19 protein-coding genes are annotated in these 23563 nt (G+C 71.0%); 18 read left to right on the forward strand and 1 reads right to left on the reverse strand.

Annotated elements, in window-relative coordinates:
* Nucleotides 1–426: 426 nt before the first annotated feature.
* From AB0G50_RS34320 to AB0G50_RS34400, 17 genes are all read left to right on the forward strand, one after another.
* Nucleotides 427–1119 (forward strand): demethylmenaquinone methyltransferase, encoded by a 693-nt coding sequence (locus tag AB0G50_RS34320; protein WP_360117688.1) that lies wholly within the window; start codon nt 427–429, stop codon nt 1117–1119.
* 73 nt (nt 1120–1192) lie between these two features.
* Nucleotides 1193–2473: a geranylgeranyl reductase family protein gene (locus tag AB0G50_RS34325; protein ID WP_360117691.1), complete on the forward strand. Its 1281-nt coding sequence runs from the start codon at nt 1193–1195 to the stop codon at nt 2471–2473.
* Nucleotides 2474–2821: 348 nt separating this feature from the next.
* A complete protein-coding gene (locus tag AB0G50_RS34330) occupies nt 2822–3187 on the forward strand; it encodes an NADH-quinone oxidoreductase subunit A (protein ID WP_360117694.1) in 366 nt (121 codons plus the stop codon).
* A 12-nt stretch (nt 3188–3199) separates the two neighbouring features.
* Entirely contained in the window at nt 3200–3748 is a 549-nt protein-coding gene (locus AB0G50_RS34335) for an NADH-quinone oxidoreductase subunit B family protein (protein WP_360117697.1), read from the forward strand.
* Between the two features lie 5 nt (nt 3749–3753).
* Nucleotides 3754–4494 (forward strand): NADH-quinone oxidoreductase subunit C, encoded by a 741-nt coding sequence (locus AB0G50_RS34340; RefSeq protein ID WP_360117700.1) that lies wholly within the window; start codon nt 3754–3756, stop codon nt 4492–4494.
* On the forward strand, nt 4491–5882 hold the full coding sequence (locus AB0G50_RS34345) for an NADH-quinone oxidoreductase subunit D (protein WP_360117703.1): 1392 nt from the start codon (nt 4491–4493) through the stop codon (nt 5880–5882). The genes AB0G50_RS34340 and AB0G50_RS34345 overlap by 4 nt, the downstream gene beginning before the upstream one ends.
* Nucleotides 5879–6613: an NADH-quinone oxidoreductase subunit NuoE gene (gene nuoE, locus AB0G50_RS34350; protein WP_360117706.1), complete on the forward strand. Its 735-nt coding sequence runs from the start codon at nt 5879–5881 to the stop codon at nt 6611–6613. The genes AB0G50_RS34345 and nuoE overlap by 4 nt, the downstream gene beginning before the upstream one ends.
* Nucleotides 6614–6622: 9 nt before the next feature.
* A complete protein-coding gene (gene nuoF / locus AB0G50_RS34355; RefSeq protein ID WP_360117709.1) occupies nt 6623–7915 on the forward strand; it encodes an NADH-quinone oxidoreductase subunit NuoF in 1293 nt (430 codons plus the stop codon).
* Complete coding sequence (locus tag AB0G50_RS34360) at nt 7912–10359, forward strand: NADH-quinone oxidoreductase subunit G (protein ID WP_360117712.1); 2448 nt, start codon at nt 7912–7914, stop codon at nt 10357–10359. The genes nuoF and AB0G50_RS34360 overlap by 4 nt, the downstream gene beginning before the upstream one ends.
* Entirely contained in the window at nt 10356–11672 is a 1317-nt protein-coding gene (gene nuoH, locus AB0G50_RS34365; RefSeq protein WP_360117715.1) for an NADH-quinone oxidoreductase subunit NuoH, read from the forward strand. Before AB0G50_RS34360 ends, nuoH begins: the two co-directional genes overlap by 4 nt.
* Complete coding sequence (nuoI, locus tag AB0G50_RS34370) at nt 11659–12180, forward strand: NADH-quinone oxidoreductase subunit NuoI (protein ID WP_360117718.1); 522 nt, start codon at nt 11659–11661, stop codon at nt 12178–12180. The genes nuoH and nuoI overlap by 14 nt, the downstream gene beginning before the upstream one ends.
* A gap of 26 nt (nt 12181–12206) precedes the next feature.
* Nucleotides 12207–13031 carry an NADH-quinone oxidoreductase subunit J gene (locus AB0G50_RS34375; RefSeq protein WP_360117739.1) on the forward strand — a complete coding sequence of 275 codons (825 nt, stop codon included), beginning with the start codon at nt 12207–12209 and terminating at the stop codon, nt 13029–13031.
* Complete coding sequence (nuoK, locus tag AB0G50_RS34380) at nt 13028–13327, forward strand: NADH-quinone oxidoreductase subunit NuoK (RefSeq protein WP_360117721.1); 300 nt, start codon at nt 13028–13030, stop codon at nt 13325–13327. Before AB0G50_RS34375 ends, nuoK begins: the two co-directional genes overlap by 4 nt.
* A gap of 10 nt (nt 13328–13337) precedes the next feature.
* Complete coding sequence (gene nuoL / locus AB0G50_RS34385) at nt 13338–15275, forward strand: NADH-quinone oxidoreductase subunit L (protein WP_360117724.1); 1938 nt, start codon at nt 13338–13340, stop codon at nt 15273–15275.
* Nucleotides 15272–16834: an NADH-quinone oxidoreductase subunit M gene (locus AB0G50_RS34390; RefSeq protein ID WP_360117727.1), complete on the forward strand. Its 1563-nt coding sequence runs from the start codon at nt 15272–15274 to the stop codon at nt 16832–16834. The genes nuoL and AB0G50_RS34390 overlap by 4 nt, the downstream gene beginning before the upstream one ends.
* 1 nt (nt 16835) lies before the next feature.
* Nucleotides 16836–18404 carry an NADH-quinone oxidoreductase subunit NuoN gene (nuoN, locus tag AB0G50_RS34395; protein ID WP_360117730.1) on the forward strand — a complete coding sequence of 523 codons (1569 nt, stop codon included), beginning with the start codon at nt 16836–16838 and terminating at the stop codon, nt 18402–18404.
* Nucleotides 18405–18471: 67 nt separating this feature from the next.
* Entirely contained in the window at nt 18472–19425 is a 954-nt protein-coding gene (locus tag AB0G50_RS34400; protein ID WP_360117742.1) for a polyprenyl synthetase family protein, read from the forward strand.
* A gap of 60 nt (nt 19426–19485) precedes the next feature.
* Here AB0G50_RS34400 and AB0G50_RS34405 read toward each other — a convergent pair whose 3' ends face one another.
* Complete coding sequence (locus tag AB0G50_RS34405; RefSeq protein WP_360117733.1) at nt 19486–22401, reverse strand: hypothetical protein; 2916 nt, start codon at nt 22399–22401, stop codon at nt 19486–19488.
* 183 nt (nt 22402–22584) lie between these two features.
* On the opposite strand from AB0G50_RS34405, the gene rarD reads away from it, so the two are divergent.
* A complete protein-coding gene (rarD, locus tag AB0G50_RS34410) occupies nt 22585–23505 on the forward strand; it encodes an EamA family transporter RarD (protein ID WP_360117736.1) in 921 nt (306 codons plus the stop codon).
* Nucleotides 23506–23563 lie beyond the last annotated feature (58 nt).

A 23563-nucleotide genomic window follows, 5' to 3' on the forward strand; every position in this document is an offset into this window, starting at 1 on the left:
ACGTTGAAGAGCGTCGACACGAAGCTGGTCGTGTTCGACACCGAGGTGGTCGACCTGACCGAGCAGCTGGACTTCTGCCGCCCCGCTGCCCGCCGGCTGCCGGCTGCGCCCCGCCGCCCACCGCCCACCGGCAGCCGCCCGCCTTCTGCTGCTCGTCATCCGTCGTTCGTCAAGCTGGTGTTCGGCGGAGTCCAGGGGTGTTCAGCGGCGCTCGGGGCGCTCAGGGGCGTTCAACACCCGGCACCGGGCACGGGCACTCGGCAACCGGCACTCGAACCCGACGATCGGCGACCAGCGACGACCAGCGGCCAGCGGTCGGGCGGGGCTCTGACCACCGGCGCGACGACACGCCACCCCGTGCGGGGCCTGTGCTCCCGCCGGGCCGCCTCGCGCACGGCGGCGCGGGCGTCACTTACGCTTCACCACATGTCGCGTGCAGGTTTGGACAAGGACCCCCGCGAGGTCGCCGAGATGTTCGACGGCGTCGCCAAGGGCTACGACCGGACCAACTCGGTGATGACGCTCGGGTTCGACCGGCGCTGGCGGGAGTGGAGCAGGCGGGTGTTGGACGCCCGCGACGGGGAGAAGGTGCTCGACCTCGCGGCCGGCACGGCGGTCTCCACGGTCGAGTACGCGTCCTCCGGCGCGTGGTGCGTGGCCGCGGACTTCTCGCTCGGCATGCTCCAGGGCGGCGCGCACCGGCCGGTGCCCAAGGTCGCCGCGGACGCGCTCCGGCTGCCCTTCGCCGACAACGCGTTCGACGCGGCCACCGTGTCGTTCGGACTGCGCAACTTCGCCGACACCGAGGCGGCGCTGCGGGAGATGGCCCGGGTGGTGCGGCCCGGTGGGCGGCTGGTCGTGTGCGAGGTGTCCACGCCCGTCTTCAAGCCGTTCCGGTTCGTGTACATGCGGTACCTGCTGCGGATCCTGCCGCTGGTCGGCCGGGTCGTGTCGTCCAACCCCGAGGCCTACCAGTACCTCGCCGAGTCCATGCGCGCGTGGCCGGACCAGCGGACGCTCGGCGAGAAGATCGCCCGCGCCGGCTGGGAGGACGTGGCCTGGTTCAACCTCACCGGCGGCATGGTCGCGCTGCACCGGGCCACCAAGCCGCAGGACTGAGCCGGAATCCGCCCGTCCGCCCCGCAAGTAGACTCGCGCTCGGACTTTGTGAACACGGGCACAAGGAGCGGGGATGACGACTCCCAGCCGCCGCAAGGCAGGCGAGGACGCCGAGGTGATCGTGGTCGGCGCGGGTCCGGCCGGATCGACGGCGGCGACCTACCTGGCCCGCGCGGGCCTGGACGTGCTGCTGCTGGAGAAGAGCGCGTTCCCCCGCGAGAAGGTGTGCGGCGACGGCCTGACCCCGCGCGGCGTGAAGCAGCTGATCGACCTGGGCATCGACACCCGGGAAGAGGCCGGCTGGCTGCACAACCGCGGCCTGCGGGTGGTCGGCGGCGGCGTCACGCTCGAGCTCGACTGGCCGGAGCTGGCGACGTTCCCGCCCTACGGCGTGGTCCGCCCCCGGCAGGACTTCGACGAGATGCTGGCGAACGCGGCCAAGGCGGCCGGCGCGCGGCTGCACGAGCTGACCACCGTCACCGGCGCGGTCGTCGAACGCGGGCGGGTCGTCGGCGTGACGGCCAAGCAGGGCCCGGAGCGGCGCGAGGTCACCTACCGCGCCCCGATCGTGCTGGCGTGCGACGGCGTGTCCGCGCGGCTGGCGCTCAGCGTCGGCCTCCAGAAGGACGACGCCAAGCCGATGGGCGTGGCCGTCCGCCGCTACTACGCGAGCCCGCGCACCAAGGACGACTACCTCGAGTCGCACCTGGAGCTGTGGGACCGGGCGAACGACGTGCTGCTGCCCGGCTACGGCTGGATCTTCGGCATGGGCGACGGCACGGTGAACGTCGGCCTCGGCATCCTCAGCACCTCGAAGGCCTACGGGACCACGGACTACCGCGCGCTGCTCAGGTCGTGGCTCGACGGCACCCCGGAGGAGTGGGGTTTCCGCGAGGAGAACGCGACCGGCAGGATCGGCGGCGCGGCGCTGCCCATGGGGCTCAACCGCAAGCCGCACTACCGGGACGGGCTGCTGCTGGTCGGCGACGCGGGCGGCATGGTGAACCCGTTCAACGGCGAGGGCATCGGTTACGCCATGGAGTCGGCGCGGATCGCCGCCGAGACGGTCGTGCAGGCGCTGGCCAGGCCGGAGGGCGCGAGCCGCGAGCGCGCGCTGCACGGCTACCCGGTGCGCATCGAACAGGCCCTGGGCAGCTACTACCGGCTGGGCAACGTGTTCTCCAAGCTCATCGGCAACCCGACGATCATGCGCACCGCCACCCGCTACGGGCTGCCGCGCAAGACGCTGATGAAGCTGGTGCTGAAGCTGCTCGCCGGGTTGTACGACCCGAAGGACGGGGATTCCTTCGACCGTCTCATCACGGCGGCCACCAAACTCACTCCAACGGCCTAATACCAGCCCTCGGACGGGTGCAGCGCCGGCCTTCGGGTCGGCGCTGTTTTGTTTCGGGTGTGGTCCCGTTCACCCGCTGGTCGCGCAGACGTCTTCCTGGACCGAAAAAGAGCAGGTCAGGCCCACTGTCGGGGGTGCCTTCAACACCACAGTGTGACGTTCTACACTGACCTCCGGGTCTTGTGAATCACTTCACAACCGGCTGAGATGGCTTGTGAAGTGTTTCACAAGGTACCCCCTGGAGTTAGGTTCGCCTTACTCCAGGAAGGCGTCAGAACACCCCTTAGGGTGCGAAACGCCTCACGCGGTGCACCACCACCGCGTCACGCGAGGAAAGGACGACGGAGAGTGCTTCAGCCCTACCTCCCCCTCGTATTGATGTTCGCCCTCGCCGCGGCGTTCGCGCTGTTCTCGGTGACGGCCGCGCCCTACATCGGGCCGCGCCGGTACAACCGGGCGAAGCTCGACGCGTACGAGTGCGGCATCGAACCCTCGCCGCAGCCCGTGGTGGGTGGCGGCCGCATGCCGGTCGCCTACTACCTGACGGCGATGCTGTTCATCCTGTTCGACATCGAAATGGTGTTCCTCTACCCCTTCGCGGTCTCCGCGGACCGGCTCGGCCTGTTCGGCCTGGTGGAGATCGCCCTGTTCGTCGCCACGCTCGGCTTCGCGTACGCCTACGTCTGGCGGCGCGGCGGCCTCGACTGGAACTGAGGGGGAAGACCCGTGGGTCTCGAAGAGAAGCTCCCGAACGGCATCCTGCTCGCGAGCGTGGAGAAGCTGGTCAACTGGACCCGCAAGTCCTCGCTGTGGCCCGCGACGTTCGGCCTGGCCTGCTGTGCGATCGAGATGATGACCACCGGCGGTCCGCGCTACGACCTCGCGCGGTTCGGCATGGAGGTCTTCCGCGCGTCGCCGCGCCAGGCCGACCTGATGATCGTGGCCGGCCGGGTGACCAACAAGATGGCGCCCGTGCTGCGGCAGATCTACGACCAGATGCCCGAGCCGCGCTGGGTGCTGGCGATGGGCGTCTGCGCGTCCAGCGGCGGCATGTTCAACAACTACGCGGTCGTGCAGGGCGTGGACCACGTCGTGCCGGTCGACATGTACCTGCCGGGCTGCCCGCCGCGGCCGGAGATGCTGATCGACGCGATCCTCAAGATCCACGCGAAGATCATGGACGAGCCGTTGGGCGCGACGCGCGCCGCGCTGCTGGCCGAGTCCGGCCGCAGCACGGACCTGATCCCGTCGTCCCAGCGCTTTGCGAAGAAGTGAGCGGCATGGCTGACGAGAAGCACCCCGAAGCCCTCAGCTCCTCGGACCTGTCCCAGGCCGACCACGAGGAGCACCTCGACCGCGGCGGCGTCGTCGCCGGTCGCAGCCGCCAGGGCATGTTCGGCATCGCGGGCTCCGGCGACACGTCCGGCTTCGGCGGCCTGCGGCTGCCCGCCCACGTGGCCGCGCCCGCCGAGCGGCCCTACGGCGGCTGGTTCGACGAGGTCGCCGACGAGCTGCTGGCCGCGATCCGGGAGAAGGACCTGCCCGCGGACACCGTGCAGCAGATCACCGTCGACCGCGGCGAGATCACGTTCTACCTGCGCCGGGAGAACCTGCTCGAGGTGGCGCGGATCCTGCGCGACGACCCGGCCCTGCGGTTCGAGCTGTGCAGCTCGGTGTCCGGTGTGGACTACGGCGTCGAGGCGCCGCAGCGGCTGCACTCGGTCTACCACCTGACCTCCATGACCTACCACCGCCGGATCCGCCTGGAAGTCGCGGTGGACGTCGAGGACGCGCACATCCCCAGCGTGGTGTCGGTCTACCCGACCGCGGACTGGCAGGAGCGCGAGGCCTGGGACATGTTCGGGATCGTCTACGACGGACACCCCGGCCTGACCCGGATCCTCATGCCGGACGACTGGGACGGCCACCCGCAGCGCAAGGACTACCCGCTCGGCGGCATCCCGGTGGAGTACAAGGGCGCGGAGATCCCCCCGCCAGACCAGAGGCGGTCCTACTCATGAGCGACCAGAAGCTGTCCGACGTCACGACCGGCACCGACACCAGCGCCGCGGGCGCGGCCACGAGCGGCGCCACCTCCGGCGACCCGTACGACGCGTCGTCCAGGCAGACCACCGAGGGCGCCGTCTACACGGTGACCGGCGGCGACTGGGACGAGGTGTTGGCCGAGGCGGCCGGCGACGAGCGCATCGTGATGAACCTCGGCCCGCAGCACCCGTCGACGCACGGCGTGCTGCGGCTGGTGCTGGAGCTGGAGGGCGAGACGGTCACCCAGGCCCGCAGCGTCATCGGCTACCTGCACACCGGCATCGAGAAGAACCTCGAGTACCGCAACTGGACCCAGGGCGTCACCTTCGTGACGCGGATGGACTACCTGGCCCCGCTGCACAACGAGACCGCGTACTGCCTCGCCATCGAGAAGCTGCTCGGCGTCACCGCGCCGCAGCGCGCGCAGGTCGGCCGGGTCATCCTGATGGAGCTGAACCGGATCAGCTCGCACCTGGTGGCGCTGGCCACCGGCGGCATGGAGCTGGGCGCGCTCACCGGCATGACCGCGGGCTTCCGCGAGCGCGAGGAGGTCCTGCACCTGCTGGAGTTCCTGACCGGCCTGCGGATGAACCACGCCTACATCCGGCCCGGCGGCCTCTCGCAGGACTTCCCCGAGGGCGCGGCCGACCGCATCCGCGACTTCATCCGGGTGATGGACTCGCGGCTGCCGGACTACGACAAGCTGCTGACCGGTCAGCCGATCTGGCGCAACCGGTTGCAGGGCGTGGGCTACCTGCCCGTCGACGCGTGCCTCGCGCTCGGCATCACCGGCCCGATCCTGCGATCCGCGGGGTTGCCGTGGGACCTGCGCAAGATCGAGCCGTACTCGGGCTACGAGCAGTACGACTTCCAGGTGCCGACGTCGAACGAGGCCGACTCGTTCGCCCGGTACCGGCTGCGGGTCGAGGAGATGCACCAGTCGCTGAAGATCGTGCGGCAGGCCGTCGACCGCCTGGAGCCCGGCCCGGTCATGGTGGAGGACGCCAAGATCGCCTGGCCCGCGCAGCTCACCATCGGCGCGGACGGCATGGGCAACTCGCTGGAGCACGTCCGCAAGATCATGGGCCAGTCCATGGAGTCCCTCATCCACCACTTCAAGCTGGTGACCGAGGGCTTCCACGTGCCGGCGGGCCAGGTCTACGTGCCGATCGAGTCGCCGCGCGGCGAGCTCGGCTACCACATGGTGTCCGACGGCGGCACCCGTCCGGTGCGCGTGCACGTGCGCGAACCCAGCTTCGTGAACCTCCAGTCGATGCCCGCCATGTGCGAGGGCAGCATGGTCGCCGACGTGATCGCGTCCGTGGCCTCCATCGACCCGGTGATGGGTGGTTGTGACCGATGACTCAGACGCAGGAACCGGCGGTGTTCGACCAGTCCACTGTGGACCGCGCGTCGGCGATCGTGGCGCGCTACCCGGTGGCGCGGTCCGCGCTGCTGCCGATGCTGCACCTCGTGCAGTCGGTCGAGGGGCACGTGAGCCAGGCGGGCATCGCGTTCTGCGCGGACCGGCTGGACCTCACCGCCGCCGAGGTCAGCGCGGTCGCGACGTTCTACACCATGTACAAGCGCCGCCCGTGCGGCGAGCACCTGGTGAGCGTCTGCACCAACACGCTGTGCGCGGCGCTCGGCGGTGACGCCATCTACGCGAAGCTGCGCGAGCACCTGGGCAGTGACGGGAAGCCGTTGGGCCACGAGGAGACCGCGGGCGAGCCGGGCGAGCCCGGGTCCATCACGCTGGAGCACGCCGAGTGCCTGGCCGCGTGCGACCTCGCGCCGGTGCTCCAGGTCAACTACGAGTTCTACGACAACCAGACGCCCGAGGGCGCGCTGGAACTGGTGAAGTCGTTGCAGGCGGGGGAGAAGCCCGACCCCACGCGCGGCGCGCCGCTGACCGACTTCCGCCAGGCCGAGCTCCAGCTCGCCGGGTTCTTCGAGGGTCGGGGCGCGGACCTGGACGGTCCGTCGGCCGCACCCGAGACCGTGCGCGGTGCCGCCATCGCGGCCGACCGCGGCTGGACCGCGCCGGCGCAGCCGGACCACGCGGAGTTCCCCGCACTGCCGGAAAAGAAGTAGGGGGAGGCAATGGTCGACCAACTGACCCCCGTCCTCACCAAGCGCTGGCTGTCGCCGCGCTCGTGGACGCTGAAGACCTACGAGCAGCTGGAGGGGTACACGGCGCTGCGCAAGGCGTTCACCGCGCACCCGGACCAGCTCATCCAGCAGTGCAAGGACTCCGGGCTGCGCGGTCGCGGCGGCGCGGGCTTCCCGACCGGTCTGAAGTGGGGCTTCATCCCGCAGAACGACGGCAAGCCGCACTACCTCGTGATCAACGCCGACGAGGGCGAGCCGGGCACCTGCAAGGACATCCCGCTGATGATGGCGGACCCGCACTCGCTCATCGAGGGCATCATCATCACCTCGTACGCGATCCGGGCGAACTTCGCCGCGATCTACGTGCGGGGCGAGGTGCTGCACTGCATCCGCCGGCTCAACGCCGCGGTGCAGGAGGCCTACGCGGCCGGGTACCTGGGCAAGGACATCCTCGGCACCGGGTTCGACCTGGACGTGGTGGTGCACGCCGGCGCCGGCGCGTACATCTGCGGCGAGGAGACGGCGCTGCTGGACTCGCTGGAGGGCAAGCGCGGCCAGCCGAGGCTCAAGCCGCCGTTCCCCGCGACCGCCGGCCTCTACGCCTCGCCGACCGTGGTGAACAACGTCGAGACCATCGCCTCCGTGCCCTACATCGTCAACGGCGGCGCGGACTGGTTCCGGCTGATGGGCCGCGAGCGCTCGCCCGGCCCGAAGATCTACTCGCTGTCCGGCCACGTCGAGCGGCCCGGCCAGTACGAGGCGCCGATGGGCACCACGCTGCGCGAGCTGCTGGAGCTGGCCGGCGGCATGAAGGGCGGGATCCCGCTCAAGTTCTGGACGCCGGGCGGCTCGTCCACCCCGTTGTTCACGGCCGAGCACCTCGACGTGCCGCTGGACTTCGAGGGCGCGGCCGAGGCCGGCTCGATGCTGGGCACCACCGCGTTGCAGATCTTCAACGAGACGGTGTCCGTGCCGTGGGCGGTCATGAAGTGGACCGAGTTCTACAAGCACGAGTCGTGCGGCAAGTGCACGCCGTGCCGCGAGGGCACCTACTGGCTCGTGCAGATCCTCCAGCGGATGGTGCGCGGCGAGGGCACCTCGAGTGACATCGACACGCTGCTGGACGTCTGCGACAACATCCTGGGCCGCTCGTTCTGCGCGCTCGGCGACGGCGCGGTCAGCCCGATCACCAGCGGCATCAAGTACTTCAAGCACGAGTTCCTGGCCCTGTGCGACCGGAACGCGGCCAAGTTCGAGGCGACGCTGGCAGGAGCAAGCGCATGACCATCGCCCCTGACAAGAGCACGGAAGTCGTCGTGCCCGAGGGTCACGTGAAGCTCGTGATCGACGGCCTCGAGGTCGTCGCGCCCAAGGGCGAGCTGCTGATCAGGACCGCCGAGCGGCTGGGCATCGTGGTGCCGCGGTTCTGCGACCACCCGCTGCTGGAGCCTGCGGGCGCCTGCCGGCAGTGCCTGGTCGAGGTGGAGATGGGCGGCCGGCCGATGCCGAAGCCGCAGGCCTCCTGCACCATGACGGTGGCCGACGGGATGGTGGTGAAAACCCAGCTGTCCTCGCCGGTCGCGGACAAGGCGCAGCAGGGCGTGATGGAGCTGCTGCTCATCAACCACCCGCTGGACTGCCCGATCTGCGACAAGGGCGGCGAGTGCCCGTTGCAGAACCAGGCGATGAAGCACGGCCGCGCGGACTCCCGCTTCCACGAGCACAAGCGGACGTTCCCCAAGCCGATCTCGATCTCCACGCAGGTGCTGCTCGACCGCGAGCGGTGCGTGCTGTGCCAGCGCTGCACCCGGTTCTCCGCGCAGATCGCGGGCGACCCGTTCATCGAGCTGCTGGAGCGCGGCTCGCAGCAGCAGATCGGTGTCGCGCAGGACAAGCCGTTCCAGTCCTACTTCTCCGGCAACACCATCCAGATCTGCCCGGTGGGCGCGCTGACCAGCGCCGCGTACCGGTTCCGGGCCCGGCCGTTCGACCTGGTGTCCACGCCGAGCGTGTGCGAGCACTGCTCGTCGGGTTGCGCCGAGCGCACCGACTGGCGGCGCGGCAAGGTGCAGCGCAAGCTCGCCGGCGACGACCCCGAGGTCAACGAGGAGTGGATCTGCGACAAGGGTCGCTTCGCGTTCCGCTACGCCACCGCCGAGGACCGGATCACCCGGCCCCTGGTGCGGGACAAGGAGTCCGGCGAGCTGCGCGAGACGTCCTGGACCGAGGCGCTGCGGTACGCGGCCGAGGGGTTGGCCAAGGCGCGCGACGCCAAGGGCGTCGGCGTGCTGGCGGGCGGCCGGCTGACCGTCGAGGACGCCTACGCCTACTCGAAGTTCGCCCGGATCGCGGTGCGCACCAACGACGTCGACTTCCGCGCGCGGGCCCACTCGGCCGAGGAGCTGGAGTTCCTCACCTCGACCGTGCTCGGCACCACCCCGGAGACGGGCGTGACGTTCGCCGGCATCGAGGCCGCGCCGGCCGCGCTGCTGGTCGCGTTCGAGCCGGAGGAGGAGGCGCCGATCGTCTTCCTGCGGCTGCGCAAGGCCAACCGGCGCAACCGGACCCGGGTCTACCACCTGGGCCAGTACACGACGCCCGCGGTGGAGAAGACCAACGGCGTGCTGCTGGCGTGCGTGCCGGGCGCGGAGCCGTCCGCGCTCAACGCGCTGCCCGAGCACGCGGCCGACGTGGTCGACGACCTGTCCAAGCCGGGCGCGGTGATCCTGGTCGGCGAACGCGCCGCCGAGGTGCCGGGCCTGTTCTCGGCGGTGTCCGCGCTGGCCGCGCGCACCGGCGCGAAGGTCGCCTGGATCCCGCGGCGGGCCGGTGAGCGCGGCGCGCTCGAGGCGGGCCTGCTGCCGACGCTGCTGCCGGGCGGTCGCCTGGTGTCCGACGTCGCGGCGCGCTCGCAGGTCGAGCAGGCGTGGGGCCTCAAGGCGGGCGTGCTGCCCGACCGGCCGGGTCGCGACACCACCGGCATCCTGGTCGCGGCCGCGAGCGGCGGGCTGGACGCGCTGGTGGTCGGCGGGGTCGACCCGTTCGACCTGCCCGACCCGGGTCTGGCGCAGCGCGCGCTGGACTTCACCCCGTTCGTAGTGAGCCTGGAACTGCGGCACAGCGCGGTCACCGCGCACGCCGACGTGGTCCTCCCGGTGGCGCCGTCGGTCGAGAAGTCCGGCAGCTACCTCAACTGGGAGGGTCGCCGCCGGCCGTTCGGGACCACGTTGGAGGGCACCGGCACGCTGCCCGACGGGCGCGTGCTCGACACTCTGGCCGTGGAGATGGACGCGGACCTGTTCACCCAGACCCCGGCGGCGGCCGCGGCGGACTTCGAGCGGCTCGGCACGGCGGTCCTCGCCGCGCAGGCGCCGACGGTGCCCGCGCCGCTGCTGACCCAGCCGAAGGACGGCCAGGCCGTGCTCGCGACCTGGCGGCGGCTGCTGGACAACGGCTCGGCGCAGGACTTCGAGCCGAACCTCGCGGGCACCGCCCGCCCGGTCGTGGCCCGGCTGTCCGCCGCCACGGCGCGGCACCTCGGCGTCGACCTCGGCGGCGAGATCACGGTGTCGACCGAGCGGGGCGAGGTGACGCTGCCGGTGGAGGCGGCGGACCTGCCCGACGGCGTCGTGTGGCTGCCCGGCAACTCGGGCGCGGTCACCGTGCGGCGCAACCTGGTCGCGGGCCACGGCTCCGTCGTGGCGGTTTCGAGCGGAGGCAAGGCATGAGCACCGCCGAACTGATCAACGACGACCCGATCTGGCTGGTGATCGTCAAGGTCGTCGGCATCTTCGCCTTCCTCGTGGTCATGACCCTGTTCATGATCAACTGGGAGCGCAAGGTCGTCGCCCGGATGCAGCAGCGGCCCGGCCCGAACCGGGTCGGCCCGAACGGCTGGCTCCAGTCGCTCGCGGACGGCCTGAAGCTCGCGTTCAAGGAGGACATCCGCCCGGTCCTCGCCGACAAGTGGGTGTTCTTCCTCGCGCCGGTGATCTCCTGCATCCCCGCGTTCGTCGCCTTCTCGGTGATCCCGCTGGGCGGCAAGGTCACGATCTTCGGCGAGGAGACCGCGCTCCAGCTGGTCGACCTGCCGGTCGGCGTGCTGGTGGTGCTCGCCTGCTCCTCGCTGGGCGTCTACGGCATCGTGCTGTCCGGCTGGGCCTCCGGCTCGCCGTACCCGCTGCTCGGCGCGCTCCGGTCGGCCGCGCAGGTGATCTCCTACGAGATCGCGATGGGCCTGTCGATCGTCGCGGTCGTGCTGCACTCGCACTCGCTGTCCACCTCGGACATCGTGCAGTCGCAGTCCGGCGGCTGGTACTTCTACCTGCTGCCGGTCAGCTTCCTGATCTACGTGATCTCCATGGTCGGCGAGACCAACCGCGCGCCGTTCGACCTCCCCGAGGCCGAGTCGGAGCTGGTCGGCGGTTTCCACACGGAGTACAGCTCGCTGAAGTTCGCGCTGTTCTTCCTCGCCGAGTACGTGAACATGGTGACCGTGTCGGCGCTGGCCACCACGCTGTTCCTGGGCGGCTGGCGGTTCCCGTTCGTCGGCGACGACCACGTGCTCAACAGCGGCTGGTTCGGCCTGCTGTGGTTCGTGCTCAAGACGCTGGCCTTCCTGTTCCTCTTCATCTGGCTGCGCGGCACGCTCCCCCGCCTGCGCTACGACCAGTTCATGCGGCTGGGCTGGAAGTTCCTGGTCCCGATCGCGCTGGTCTGGTTCGTCGCGGTGGCGGTCGCCCGCTACGTGCGCCAGGAGATCGAGGGCGGCGGCCTCAACACCGCGACCGCCCTGACGGTGCTCGGCATCGTCCTCGCGGCCGTGCTGCTGATCGCGTTCCTGCTGCCCGACAAGCGCGAGCGGATCGACCCGAACGCCGTGCCGATCACCGGCGGCGGCTACCCGGTTCCGCCGCTCGACCTGAAAGTGCCCAAGTCGCCGCCACGCCGTCAGGTGCCGGTGGCCACGCTGCCCGATGCCCACAGGGAACCCGCAGCGGTAACCGCGTCAGGTAAGGAGGCCGGCGATGGGGATGCTTGATCCCGTCAAGGGTTTCGGCGTGACCTTCGGAACGATGTTCAAGAAGGTCGTGACCGAGGAGTACCCCGAGGTCAAGAAGGTCACCGCACCGCGCTTCCACGGTCGGCACCAGCTCAACCGGCACCCGGACGGGCTGGAGAAGTGCGTCGGCTGCGAGCTGTGCGCGTGGGCCTGCCCGGCGGACGCGATCTTCGTCGAGGGCGGTGACAACACCGAGGAGGCCCGCTTCTCGCCCGGCGAGCGGTTCGGCGCCGACTACCAGATCAACTACCTGCGGTGCATCGGCTGCGGCCTGTGCATCGAGGCGTGCCCGACCCGCTCGCTCACCATGACCAACGAGTACGAGCTGGCCGACGACGACCGGCAGAAGCTGATCTTCACCAAGGAGGACCTGCTCGCGCCGCTGCTCCAGGGCATGGAGCAGCCGCCGCACCCGATGCGGTTGGGCGACAACGAGCAGGACTACTACGTGAACGGCCCGAAGCTCGCGAAGGAGGCCGGGCAGTGAGCCTCCTGCTCTCCGCCGCCACCCTCCTGGCGCAGCAGCCCGAACCGGTCCAGCAGGCGGTGGACCACGTGTCCACCGGCGAGGCGGTCGCGTTCTGGATCCTCGGCCCGCTCGCGCTGGCCGGCGCGCTCGGCATGCTGTTCGCCCGCAACGCGGTGCACTCCGCGCTGTGGCTGGTGCTCACCATGCTCAGCCTCGGTGTGCTCTACATGGTCCAGCAGGCGCCGTTCCTCGGCTTCGTGCAGATCATCGTCTACACCGGCGCGATCATGATGCTGTTCCTGTTCGTGCTCATGCTGGTGGGCCGGGACAGCTCGGACTCGGTGGTGGAGGTCCTGCGCGGCCAGCGGTTCGCCGCGACCGTCCTCGGCATCGGCTTCGCCGCCCTGGTCGTCGGCGCGCTGTTCCACTCCCTCACCGACGTGCAGCCGGTGGGCCTGGTGCAGCAGAACACCCAGAACGGCGGCAACATCGCCAACATCGGCTCGCAGCTGTTCACCACCTGGCTGTTCCCCTTCGAACTCACCTCCGCGCTGCTCATCACGGCGGCGGTGGGCGCGATGGTGCTGGCCTTCTCGCAGAAGACCCGCGAGGCCAAGAAGACCCAGAAGGAACTGGTCGAGGAGCGCTTCCGCGGCGACCGCCCCGGATCGCTGCCCGGTCCCGGCGTCTTCGCCACGGCCAACTCGGTCGCCACCCCGGCCCTGCTGCCGGACGGCTCGGTCGCGAAGGAGTCCCTGTCGGCGATCATCGAGACCACCGCGAAGGAGTCCTTCGACTCCGACGTCGCGGAGGTCTCGGGCACCGGCAGGCAGGCCGACGCGCACGCGCTCAAGGGAGAGTCGTCGTGACCCCTACCTACTACCTGCTGCTGTCCGCGCTGCTGTTCAGCCTGGGCGCGGTCGGTGTCCTGGTGCGGCGCAACGCCATCGTCGTGTTCATGTGCGTGGAGCTGATGCTCAACGCGGTGAACCTCAGCCTGGTCACCTTCGCCCGGATCAACGGGCAGCTCGAGGGCCAGGTGATGGCGTTCTTCGTGATGGTCGTGGCCGCGGCGGAGGTCGTGGTCGGCCTGGCGATCATCATGGCGATCTTCAAGACGCGTCGCTCGGCCTCGGTCGACGACTCCAACCTGCTCAAGTACTGAGAGGCCCCCGGTGACGGAACCACTTGCGGCCGGCGGGATCGGGAGTCTCGCCTGGTTGTTGCTCGCCCTGCCCGCGTTCGGCGCGCTCGTCCTCCTCCTCGGCGGCAGGCGCACCGACAAGTGGGGCCACCTGCTGGGCAGCGCCACGATCATCGCGGCGTTCGGCTACGCGATCGCGCTGTTCGCGGACGTGCTCGCCAAGGACCCCGAGCAGCGCACCAGCGAACTGCACCTGTTCGACTGGATCCCGGTCAACGCGCTGAACGTCGAGTTCGCGCTCCGGCTCGACCCGCTGTCGCTCACCTTCGTGCTGCTGATCACCGGCGTCGGCGCCCTGATCCACATCTACTCGATCGGCTACATGGCGCACGAGGCGGGCCGGCGGAAGTTCTTCGCCTACCTCAACCTCTTCGTCGCGGCGATGCTGATCCTGGTGCTGGGCAACGGCTTCGTGACGCTGTACTTCGGCTGGGAGGGCGTCGGCCTGGCGTCCTACCTGCTGATCGGCTGGTACCAGCACAAGCCGGAGGCCGCGAGCGCGGCGAAGAAGGCGTTCCTGATGAACCGGGTCGGCGACCTGGGTCTCGCGATCGCGATCTTCATCATGTTCAAGACCATCGGCAGCACGACCTACACGGACGTGTTCACCGCGGCGACCGACGGGCGGTTCTCCTCCTCGGAGATCCTCGCCATCACGTTGCTGCTGCTGCTCGGCGCGTGCGGCAAGTCCGGCCAGTTCCCGCTCCAGGCGTGGCTTCCGGACGCGATGGCGGGCCCCACGCCGGTGTCCGCGCTGATCCACGCCGCGACGATGGTGACCGCGGGCGTCTACCTGATCGCCCGCTCCAACCCGATCTACAACCTGAGCCCCGACGGCCGGCTGGTCGTCATGTGCATCGGCGGCTTCACGCTGCTGATCGGGTGCCTCATCGGCTGCGCGTACGACGACTTCAAGAAGGTCCTCGCGTACTCGACGGTCAGCCAGATCGGCTACATGATCCTCGCGGTCGGCCTCGGCCCGATCGGCTACGCGCTGGGCATCATGCACCTGCTCACGCACGGCTTCTTCAAAGCCGGGCTGTTCCTCGGCGCCGGTTCGGTCATGCACGGCATGAACGACGAGGGCGACATCCGGCGGATGGGCGGGTTGGCCCGCAAGATGCCGATCACGTTCGTCACCTGGACGCTCGGCTACCTCGCGCTGATCGGCTTCCCGTTCCTGTCCGGCTACTTCTCCAAGGACGCCATCATCTCGGCGGCGTTCAGCGAGGAGGGGTGGCGCGGCTGGGTGTTCGGCGGCGTGGCGGCGCTGGGCGCGGGCATCACCGCGTTCTACATGACCCGCCTGCTGTTCCTGGTGTTCCTGGGCAAGCCGCGCTGGCAGGACCTGAAGTCCGCCGACGGCCGCGACTACCACCCGCACGAGTCGCCGGTGTCCATGACGCTGCCGATGATCGTGCTGGCGGTCGGTTCGGTCGGCGCCGGCGCGTTCTTCGAGTACGGCGGCCTGGCCGAGTGGCTCTCGCCCTCGCTGGGCGAGCTCAAGGAACAGCACGGGGTGCTCGACCACAGCGTGGTCAACATCCTGGTGCTGGTGCTCTCCGCGCTCGGCGTGCTGACCGCGTACCTGCTGTTCGGCCGACGCCCGCAGCCGGTGGAACGCCCGCAGCGGGTGGCCTTCCCGGTCCGCGCCGCGCGTGCCGACCTGTACGGCAACGCCCTCAACGAGGCGCTGTTCGCGCGGCCCGGCACGTGGCTGACCCGCGCGCTGGTGTTCGTGGACAACAAGGGCGTGGACGGCCTGGTCAACGGGTCGGCCGCGCTGCTCGGCGGTAGCTCGGGCCGGCTGCGCAGGTTGCAGACCGGGTTCGTGCGGTCGTACGCGCTCTCCATGCTGCTGGGCGCGATCTTCGTGCTCGGAGCGCTGCTGATGGTGAGGTTCTCGTGAGCTGGACGCTGATCGCGCTGCTCCTGCTGCCGCTCGTCGGCGGCCTGGTGGTGGCGTTCCTGCGGGGCAACGACGCCGTCGCGAAGGCGGTCGCGCTGCTCGTGTCGTTGGCCGAACTGGGCATCGCCGTCGTGGCGTGGATCGGGTACGACCCGGACGGCGCGCGGTTGCAGCTGACCACGTCCGTCGAGTGGATCCCCGCCTTCGGTGTGCGGCTGTCGTTCGGCGTGGACGGCATCGCGCTGGTGATGATCGCGCTCATCGCGTTCCTGGTGCCGGTGGTCATCGGCGGGTCCTGGGCGGACAAGCTGCCCGAGGGCCGCAGCGCGGGCGGGTTCTTCGCGCTGCTGCTGGTGATGGAAACCGGCATGGTCGGCGTGTTCGCGGCCACCGACGTGTTCCTGTTCTACGTGTTCTTCGAGGCCGTCCTCGTCCCGATGTACTTCCTGATCGGCCGCTTCGGCGGACCGAACCGGCAGTACGCCGCGATGAAGTTCTTCCTCTACTCGCTGCTCGGCGGTCTGGTCATGCTCGCGTCGGTCATCGGCGTGTACGTGGCCGCGGCCGACAAGCTCGGCCAGGGCACGTTCGACTGGGCCACGCTCGTCACGGTCACCCGCGACCTGCCGCTGTCCACCCAGATCTGGCTGTTCCTCGGCTTCTTCATCGCCTTCGCGATCAAGGCGCCGCTGGTGCCGCTGCACACCTGGCTGCCCGACGCCGGTGCCGAGGCGCCGGTGGGCGCGGGCGTGCTGCTGGTCGGCATCCTGGACAAGATCGGCACGTTCGGGTTCATCCGGTACTGCCTGCCGCTGTTCCCGTTGGCCAGCAAGGAACTCACGCCGCTGGTGATGGTGCTCGCGGTGGTCGGCATCCTGTACGGCTCGCTGCTCGCGGTCGGCCAGTCCGACCTGAAGCGCTTCGTGGCCTACACCTCGATCGCGCACTTCGGGTTCATCGCGCTCGGCATCTTCGCCTTCAGCTCGCAGGCGCAGACCGGCGCGGTGCTGTACATGGTCAACCACGGCATCTCGACCGGCATGCTGTTCCTGGTCGTCGGGATGGTGATGGCCCGCGGCGGCTCGCGCCTGATCGACGACTACGGCGGCATGGCCAAGCTGACGCCGGTGCTGGGCGGGCTGTTCTTCCTGGCCGGCCTGTCGTCGCTGGCGCTGCCGGGCACGAACTCGTTCGTCAGCGAGTTCCTGGTGCTCATCGGGTCCTACCCGAACCAGCCCGTGTACACGATCCTCGCCGCGGTCGGCATGGTCCTGGCCGCGCTGTACGTGCTCTGGCTCTACCAGCGGGTCTTCCAGGGCCCGGTTCGCGGCACGGCGCTGGTCGGCGCGACCGGCGGCCCGGGCGCGGCGCTCGACCCCGAGCGCGCGCCGGTGACGGACCTGAACAAGCGGGAACTGGCCGTGCTCGCACCGCTCGTGGTGCTGGTGCTGCTCCTCGGGTTCTACCCGAAGCCCGTGCTGGACGTGATCACCCCGTCCGTCGGGGCGACGCTCACCGAGGTCGGCGTGGTCGACCCCGTCGCGCAGGAAGGCAAGTGACGTGGTGACGTTCCTCTCGCAGGCCGATCGGCTCCAGGCGCCGGAGATCGACTACGCCGCCGTCGCGCCGATCCTGGTCGTGCTCGGCGCCGCGTGCCTCGGCGTGCTGGTCGAGGCGTTCCTGCCCAAGGCGCAGCGGTGGAGCAGCCAGGTCGTGCTGACCCTGCTCACGCTCGCCGCGGCGGGTGCCGGGCTGGTCGCGTACGCCAACACCGACGGCAACGTCGTGCAGGGCAAGCTCACGTTCTCCGGCGCGATCGCGGTCGACCGGCCGGTGATCTTCCTGTGGGCGACGCTGCTGCTGCTCGGCTTCGGCGCCGTGCTGCTGATCGCGGACCGCTCGGTCGAGCCCGGCGGCGCGTTCGTCGCCGAGGCCTCCACGCTGCCCGGCACCATCCGGGACCGCGCGCAGGCCAACCGGCTCGGCATGCAGACCGAGGTCTTCCCGCTGACGCTGTTCGCGCTCGGCGGCATGATGGTCTTCGTCGCGGCGAACGACCTGCTGACCATGTTCATCGCGCTGGAAGTGCTGTCGCTGCCGCTGTACCTGATGTGCGGCCTCGCCCGCCGTCGCCGCCTGCTCTCGCAGGAGGCCGCGGTGAAGTACTTCCTGCTCGGCGCGTTCGCGTCGGCGTTCTTCCTCTACGGCGTGGCGCTGCTCTACGGCTACGCCGGTTCGGTGAAGCTCGCCGACATCGCCGCGGCCACCGCCGGCACGGACCGCTCGGACACGCTGCTGTACGCGGGCTTCGGCCTGCTGGTGGTGGGCCTGCTGTTCAAGGCCTCGGTCGGCCCGTTCCACGCGTGGACCCCGGACGTCTACCAGGGCGCGCCGACGCCGGTCACCGCGTTCATGGCCGCCTGCACCAAGGTCGCCGCGTTCGGCGGCATCCTGCGGGTGCTGTTCGTGGCGTTCGAGAAGTCGTCGTGGGAGTGGAACGGCGTCCTGTGGGGCGTCGCGATCGCGTCCATGGTCATCGGCGCGGTGCTCGGCCTGACCCAGACCGACGTCAAGCGGATGATCGCCTACTCGTCGGTGGCGCACGCGGGCTTCCTGCTGGTGGGCACCATCTCGCTGAGCGACGAGGGCCTGTCGGGCACGATGTTCTACCTGCTGGCCTACGGGTTCACCACGATCGCCGCGTTCGGCGTGGTCTCGCTGGTGCGCAACGCGGACGGCGAGGCAACGCACCTGTCCCAGTGGGCCGGGTTGGCCAAGCGCTCGCCGGTCACCGCCGGCGTGTTCACGTTCCTGCTGCTCGCCCTCGCCGGCATTCCGCTGACCAGCGGGTTCATCGGGAAGTTCGTGGTGTTCGCGGCGGCGTTGCAGAGCGGTGCCGCGCCGCTGGTCGTGGTCGCGCTGATCGCCTCGGCGGTCGCCGCGTTCTTCTACCTGCGGGTGATCGTGCTGATGTACTTCAGCGAACCGGCCACCGACGGCCCGACCGTCAGCGTGCCGGGCGCGTTCACCACGGTGGCGATCACGCTCGGCGCGGCGATCACGTTGGTGCTGGGTGTGTGGCCGGCGTTCGCCCTCGAATGGGCGGGTACCGGCGGGTTCATCTTCTAGTGGTACGTAGGCTTCAGGCGTGACCAGTAGCGAGCAGGCGGGGGCGGGGTTCCGGTTCGCGGACCCCGTGCTCGCGGAGGTGGTGCAGGGCGGTCTCGCCGAGGTGGAGCAACTGCTGCACAAAGTCGTGCAGAGCGAGTTCCACCCGGTGATGGAGACGTCCCTGCACCTGGTGGAAGCGGGCGGCAAGCGGATCCGCCCGCTGTTCACGATCCTGTCCGCGCAGTTCGGCACCACGTGGGACCGCGAGAACGTCATCAAGGCGGCGGCCGTGGTCGAGCTGACGCACCTGGCCACGCTCTACCACGACGACGTGATGGACGAGGCGACCATGCGGCGCGGCGCGGCCTCCGCGAACGCCAAGTGGGACAACAGCATCGCCATCCTCACCGGCGACTACCTGTTCGCGCACGCCTCCGCGCTGGTCGCGGACCTCGGCACGGACGCGGCCCGGATCATCGCCGAGACGTTCTCCGAGCTGGTCACCGGTCAGATGCGGGAAACCGTCGGCCCGCGCGCCGGTGAGGACCCGGTCGACCACTACCTCAAGACCATCGCGGAGAAGACGGGCTCGCTGATCGCCACGGCGGCCCGGTTCGGCGCGATGTTCTCCGACGTCACGCCGGCGCAGGTCGAGGCGCTCCAGGCGTACGGCGACGTGATCGGCGCGGCGTTCCAGATCTCCGACGACGTCATCGACATCGCCTCGCCGTCCATCGAGTCGGGCAAGACACCCGGCACGGACCTGCGCGAGGGCGTGAAGACGCTGCCCATGCTGTACGCGCTGGCCGACGAGCCGGAGTCGCGGCTGGCCGAGCTGCTCGCCGGTCCGATCACCGACGACGGCGAGGTGGCCGAGGCGCTGGAGCTGCTGCGCGCCTCCTCCGGCCTGGCCCGGGCGCGACGCACGCTGGACGAGTACGCGGAACGCGCGCGCCGGCTGCTGGGCAGCCTGCCCGCCGGCACCGCGCGCGACGCGCTGGAGTCGGTGAGCGAGTACGTGGTGACCCGCTCGCACTGAGCGCCCCCGATACGCCGAAGGCCCCCGGGAAGAACTCCTCCCGGGGGCCTTCGCCGTGCGTCACGCGGGCCGGAAGCCGGCCTTCTCCGCGTCGGAGGTGGTGCGGAACCACACGTCGGCGCGGGTGTCGCCGAAGCCCGCCGCGTCGTCGGTGTAGTAGCGGCGGCCGGTCAGCGTGGCCTTCACGTGGAAGTCCGGCGCGGGCGACATGCCGTCGGACTTCGGCAGCACCGAACCCGGCCCGAACGGCGACCGCGGGTTGAAGCCCTCGTGCCGGTACCGGGTCGTGCCCGCGGCGGGCCTGCCGCCCGTGCTGGGGCTGAACCCGACCGGTCGCGGTCGGCGCGGCTGGGACGCGGGCGCGGGCTTGGGCATGACCGGCGGCGGGGTGCGCGGCGGCAGCTCGGTGTTGCGCGACGGCCGCGTGGGCAGGCCGGCGGCCGTGGTCGGCAGCGCGGGGGGCGGCTCCTCGCCGGGCTTGGGCGGCGGCTCGTTGCGCGCCTCGGCGGCCAGCAGCTCCGGCGCGTACTGCGGCACGAACGGCTGGTCGATCACCGGACGCGCGTTGGCGGGTCGCGGCGTCTCCAGCTCCGCGCCGTCCTCGGGGTTCAGCAACGGCTCGAACAGCGACCGCGGCCGTGCCGGCACGTCCTTCCTGGGCGGCGCCTCCGCGGCCTTCTCGGCCGGCTTCTCGTCCCGCACCACCGGGTACTCGCCGGTGAGGTCGTGATCGGGCCACACCTCGTCCGGCCGCCCGGCCGCGAACCCGCTGCCGATCCGACTGGCCCGCTCGGCGGGCGTCTCGTCGTCGAAGTCCTCTTCGGCCACCGGCTCCGACGCCTCGTCGGCCTCCGGGGCCTCGGGGACCTCCACGACCTCCGCCGCGTCCTCGACGGGCTCGCCCGCGATCCGCTCCCGCTCGGCGTCGACCTCGGCGATCGCCTCGGCGAGCGCGGTGGCCGGGATGAGCGTGGTCTGCTCGGCGCGGACCTCGGGCTCGTCCTCCTCCTCGCCGACCTCGTCCGCCGCCAGCGCGTCGTCGGTGTACACCTCGTCCTCGCCGCGCCACACCTCGCGCGGCCGGAACCCCGGCACCTCGGGCGGTGCGGTCGGCTCGGCCACCGGCTCGGCGGGCGCGGGAGCCTCGGTGACGGCGGGCAGCGTCCGCGTCTCCTCGACGGGAAGCGTGGGCACCTCCTCCGGCGTCTCGGGGAACACCCGGATCGGCTCCGCCAACGGCGTCAACCCGCCCTGCGCCGAGGCCGGGTCGGCGGGGAACACCTGGATGGGCTCGTCCAACGGCCGCAACCCGCCCCGCGCGCCCTTCTCCACGGGCGGCGGCGTGGCCGGGAACACCTGGATCGGCTCGTCCAGCGGCGTCAGCCCACCGGCATCCCGCGAGGACGCCTCCCGGGCGCCCAGCGGCCGCCGCTCGGCCTGCCCGGACTTCTCGGCGGGCCCGCCGAACGCGCTCCACCCACCACCCTGCTCGGAGGCGTCGGCCTGCTCGCCACCCCCGAACGCGTTCCACTGCCCGGCGCCGGGCCCACCGTCGCTGAACGGCTCGGGCGTGCCGAACCCGCCCGCGACCTCGGCCGGCGCGTCCGCACCGCCGAACGCGCTCCACTGCCCGGCCTCCGGCGCCCCGACGGCCTGCTCCGACGCGACCGGCTGCTCCTGCCGACCGGCGTCGGCTTTCCAGGCCCCGGTCTCCTGCTCGTGCGACGCCTTCCGGCCCGTGCCGCGGTCGGGCTGCTCGGGCGCACCGGCGTAGGTGTTCCAGGTGCCGACCTCCGGCTCCTGGGCGGTCGACGCGGACTCGCCCGCGTAGGTGTTCCAGCTCCCGGTTTCCGGCTCGTGCGCCGGGTCCGACGCGACCGGCTGCTCCTGCCTGCCCGCGAACGGGCGCGCGGCGGGCTCTTCGTCCGGCTGCCCGGCGGGCTCCTGGTCACCGGCGAACGCCGTCCACGGCGCGTCCTGCGCGACCTCGGCTTCGGCCGACTCCACCGGAGTCTCGACCGCGTCCGCACGGGCCGCGCGCCGATCCGCCGTCCCGGCCGCCTGACCACCCTCGACGCCCGCGAACGCGGTCCACGAGGCCTCCTCGGCGGCCGGCTCCTCGGCCTCCAGCCGGTCGGAGAACGCGCCCCACTCGTCGTCGGCCGTCGCGGGCGCGACCACCGGCGGCTGGTACTGCGTGCGCTCGGCGTCCACCCGCTGGACCTCGCGGTCGTCCGCGGCGAAGTCCTCTTCGTCGCCCTCCGGCGCGGCGTCCGCGGCGGCCCGGAACGCGGCGTGCTCGGCCGCCAGCCGGTCGCCCGCGGCCTCCTGGTCCAGGTGCGCCTCGTAGTCGGCCCACGTGTCGCGCTCGTCGTCCGCCGAGTGCCCGACCGGGGACTCCACCGGCGGGGGCTCGACGGGCTTCACGGGCTCGACCACGACGGTCGCCTCGGCCGTCACGCCGCGCAGGTCCACACCCGGGCGCTGGTCGGGCGGCCGCTGCTCCGGCGGCGCCTGGCGCGGGAAGCGCGGCTCGGCCGGGTCGCTGCCCAGCCGCTCGAACAGGCTCTGCGGTCGTTGCTCGGCCGCCGACCGCTCCTCGAAGTCCGACAGCGGCCGGTGCTCGTCGTCCAGCTCGTCCGCGTGCTCGTCCCGCCGGTCGTACTCGACGTTCGCCAGGTCCACCCGAACGGGCTCGACCGGCTCCCGCGGCGGACCGGACGACGGCGCGGGCGGCGCGATCGTCGTCGCGGACGGTGACGACGCCATGTGCCACTCGTCGAAGTCGTCGTGCACCGTCGGCCCCGCCGAGGGCACCCCCGGAGGCGCCGGCGCCACCGGGGCCGACAGCCGCTGCCGCTCCTCGACCTCGGCCGACTGCCGCTTGGCCGGGCGGACCAGTACCAGCCACGTCAGCGCGACACCGGCCACGAACGACAGCAGGCTCCACAGCCACACCTGCCCGAAGATCACCACGGGTGGACCCTCCCACTGCCAGTCCGACAAGCCACGACTCCGGGAAACCTCACCCGAAGCGGTGCAAAAGTACCCTGACCGCCCGAACCCGCGCCCGGCGCTCTCCGGGCGCGTCGGTAGGCACCGATAGTAGGCCACACAAACCAACTGACCAGCCCAAACACCAGGCGTACAGTGACGTTCGTGCCGCCGTTGACCACTTCCACCGCAGCTTCGTCGGATATTCACCACGGCAACCGCGGAATCGCATACGGCGTCGGTGCGTACGTGCTGTGGGGCCTGGTGCCCGCCTACTGGCCGCTCCTCGCGCCCGCGTCGTCACCCGAGATCCTCGCCCACCGCATCGCCTGGTCGCTGGTGGTGATGGTGGTGATCACCGCCGCGCTCCGCCGCTGGACCGCCCTGCGCACGCTCTCGCTGCGCGGCTGGCTGATGATCACCGCCGCCTCGGTGCTGATCGCGGTCAACTGGGGCCTCTACATCTACTCGGTCAACAGCGGCCACGTGGTGGAGTCCTCGCTCGGCTACTTCATCAACCCGCTGGTCAGCGTCCTGCTCGGGGTGGCGGTGCTGCGCGAGCGGCTGCGCCTGCCCCAGTACGCGGCACTGGCCATCGCGCTGATCGCGGTCGTCGTGCTGGCGATCGACTACGGCCGGGTGCCCTGGATCGCGCTCACCCTGGCGATCTCGTTCGGCACCTACGGCCTGATCAAGAAGACCGTCCCGCTCGACGCCACCGCCAGCCTCACCGCGGAGAGCATCGTGCTGGCCCCGATCGCGATCGGCTACCTGCTGTGGCTCGGCCCGTCGGGCACGTTCCTCGGCCACGGCGTCGGCCACGCGCTGATCCTGGCGTCCGCGGGCGTCGTCACGGCGGTGCCGCTGATGCTGTTCGGCGCGGGCGCCCGGCTCGTGCCGCTGGCCACGATGGGCATGCTCCAGTACCTGGCGCCGATCCTCCAGTTCTCGTGGGGCGTGTTCGTGAAGCACGAGCCCATGCCGCCGTCGCGCTGGTTCGGGTTCGCGCTGATCTGGGTGGCCCTGGCGGTGTTCACCGCCGACGCCGTCCGCTCCCGCCGCCGGTTCGTCGCGCCGGTCGAGTGACGCGGAAGGGCCCCTGTCCCGCCCCAAGGCGCCCAAAGCCACCGCGAAGGAAGAGCGC

The organism is Actinosynnema sp. NPDC020468, assembly GCF_040642015.1.
Taxonomy (GTDB): Bacteria; Actinomycetota; Actinomycetes; order Mycobacteriales; family Pseudonocardiaceae; genus Actinosynnema.

Bases quoted from the DNA above. Each gene is read 5' to 3' on its own strand.
- AB0G50_RS34320 (WP_360117688.1), top strand. From the start codon at position 427: ATGTCGCGTGCAGGTTTGGACAAGGACCCCCGCGAGGTCGCCGAGATG.
- AB0G50_RS34325 (WP_360117691.1), top strand. From the start codon at position 1,193: ATGACGACTCCCAGCCGCCGCAAGGCAGGCGAGGACGCCGAGGTGATC.
- AB0G50_RS34340 (WP_360117700.1), top strand. From the start codon at position 3,754: ATGGCTGACGAGAAGCACCCCGAAGCCCTCAGCTCCTCGGACCTGTCC.
- AB0G50_RS34345 (WP_360117703.1), top strand. From the start codon at position 4,491: ATGAGCGACCAGAAGCTGTCCGACGTCACGACCGGCACCGACACCAGC.
- nuoE (WP_360117706.1), top strand. From the start codon at position 5,879: ATGACTCAGACGCAGGAACCGGCGGTGTTCGACCAGTCCACTGTGGAC.
- nuoF (WP_360117709.1), top strand. From the start codon at position 6,623: ATGGTCGACCAACTGACCCCCGTCCTCACCAAGCGCTGGCTGTCGCCG.
- AB0G50_RS34360 (WP_360117712.1), top strand. From the start codon at position 7,912: ATGACCATCGCCCCTGACAAGAGCACGGAAGTCGTCGTGCCCGAGGGT.
- nuoH (WP_360117715.1), top strand. From the start codon at position 10,356: ATGAGCACCGCCGAACTGATCAACGACGACCCGATCTGGCTGGTGATC.
- nuoI (WP_360117718.1), top strand. From the start codon at position 11,659: ATGGGGATGCTTGATCCCGTCAAGGGTTTCGGCGTGACCTTCGGAACG.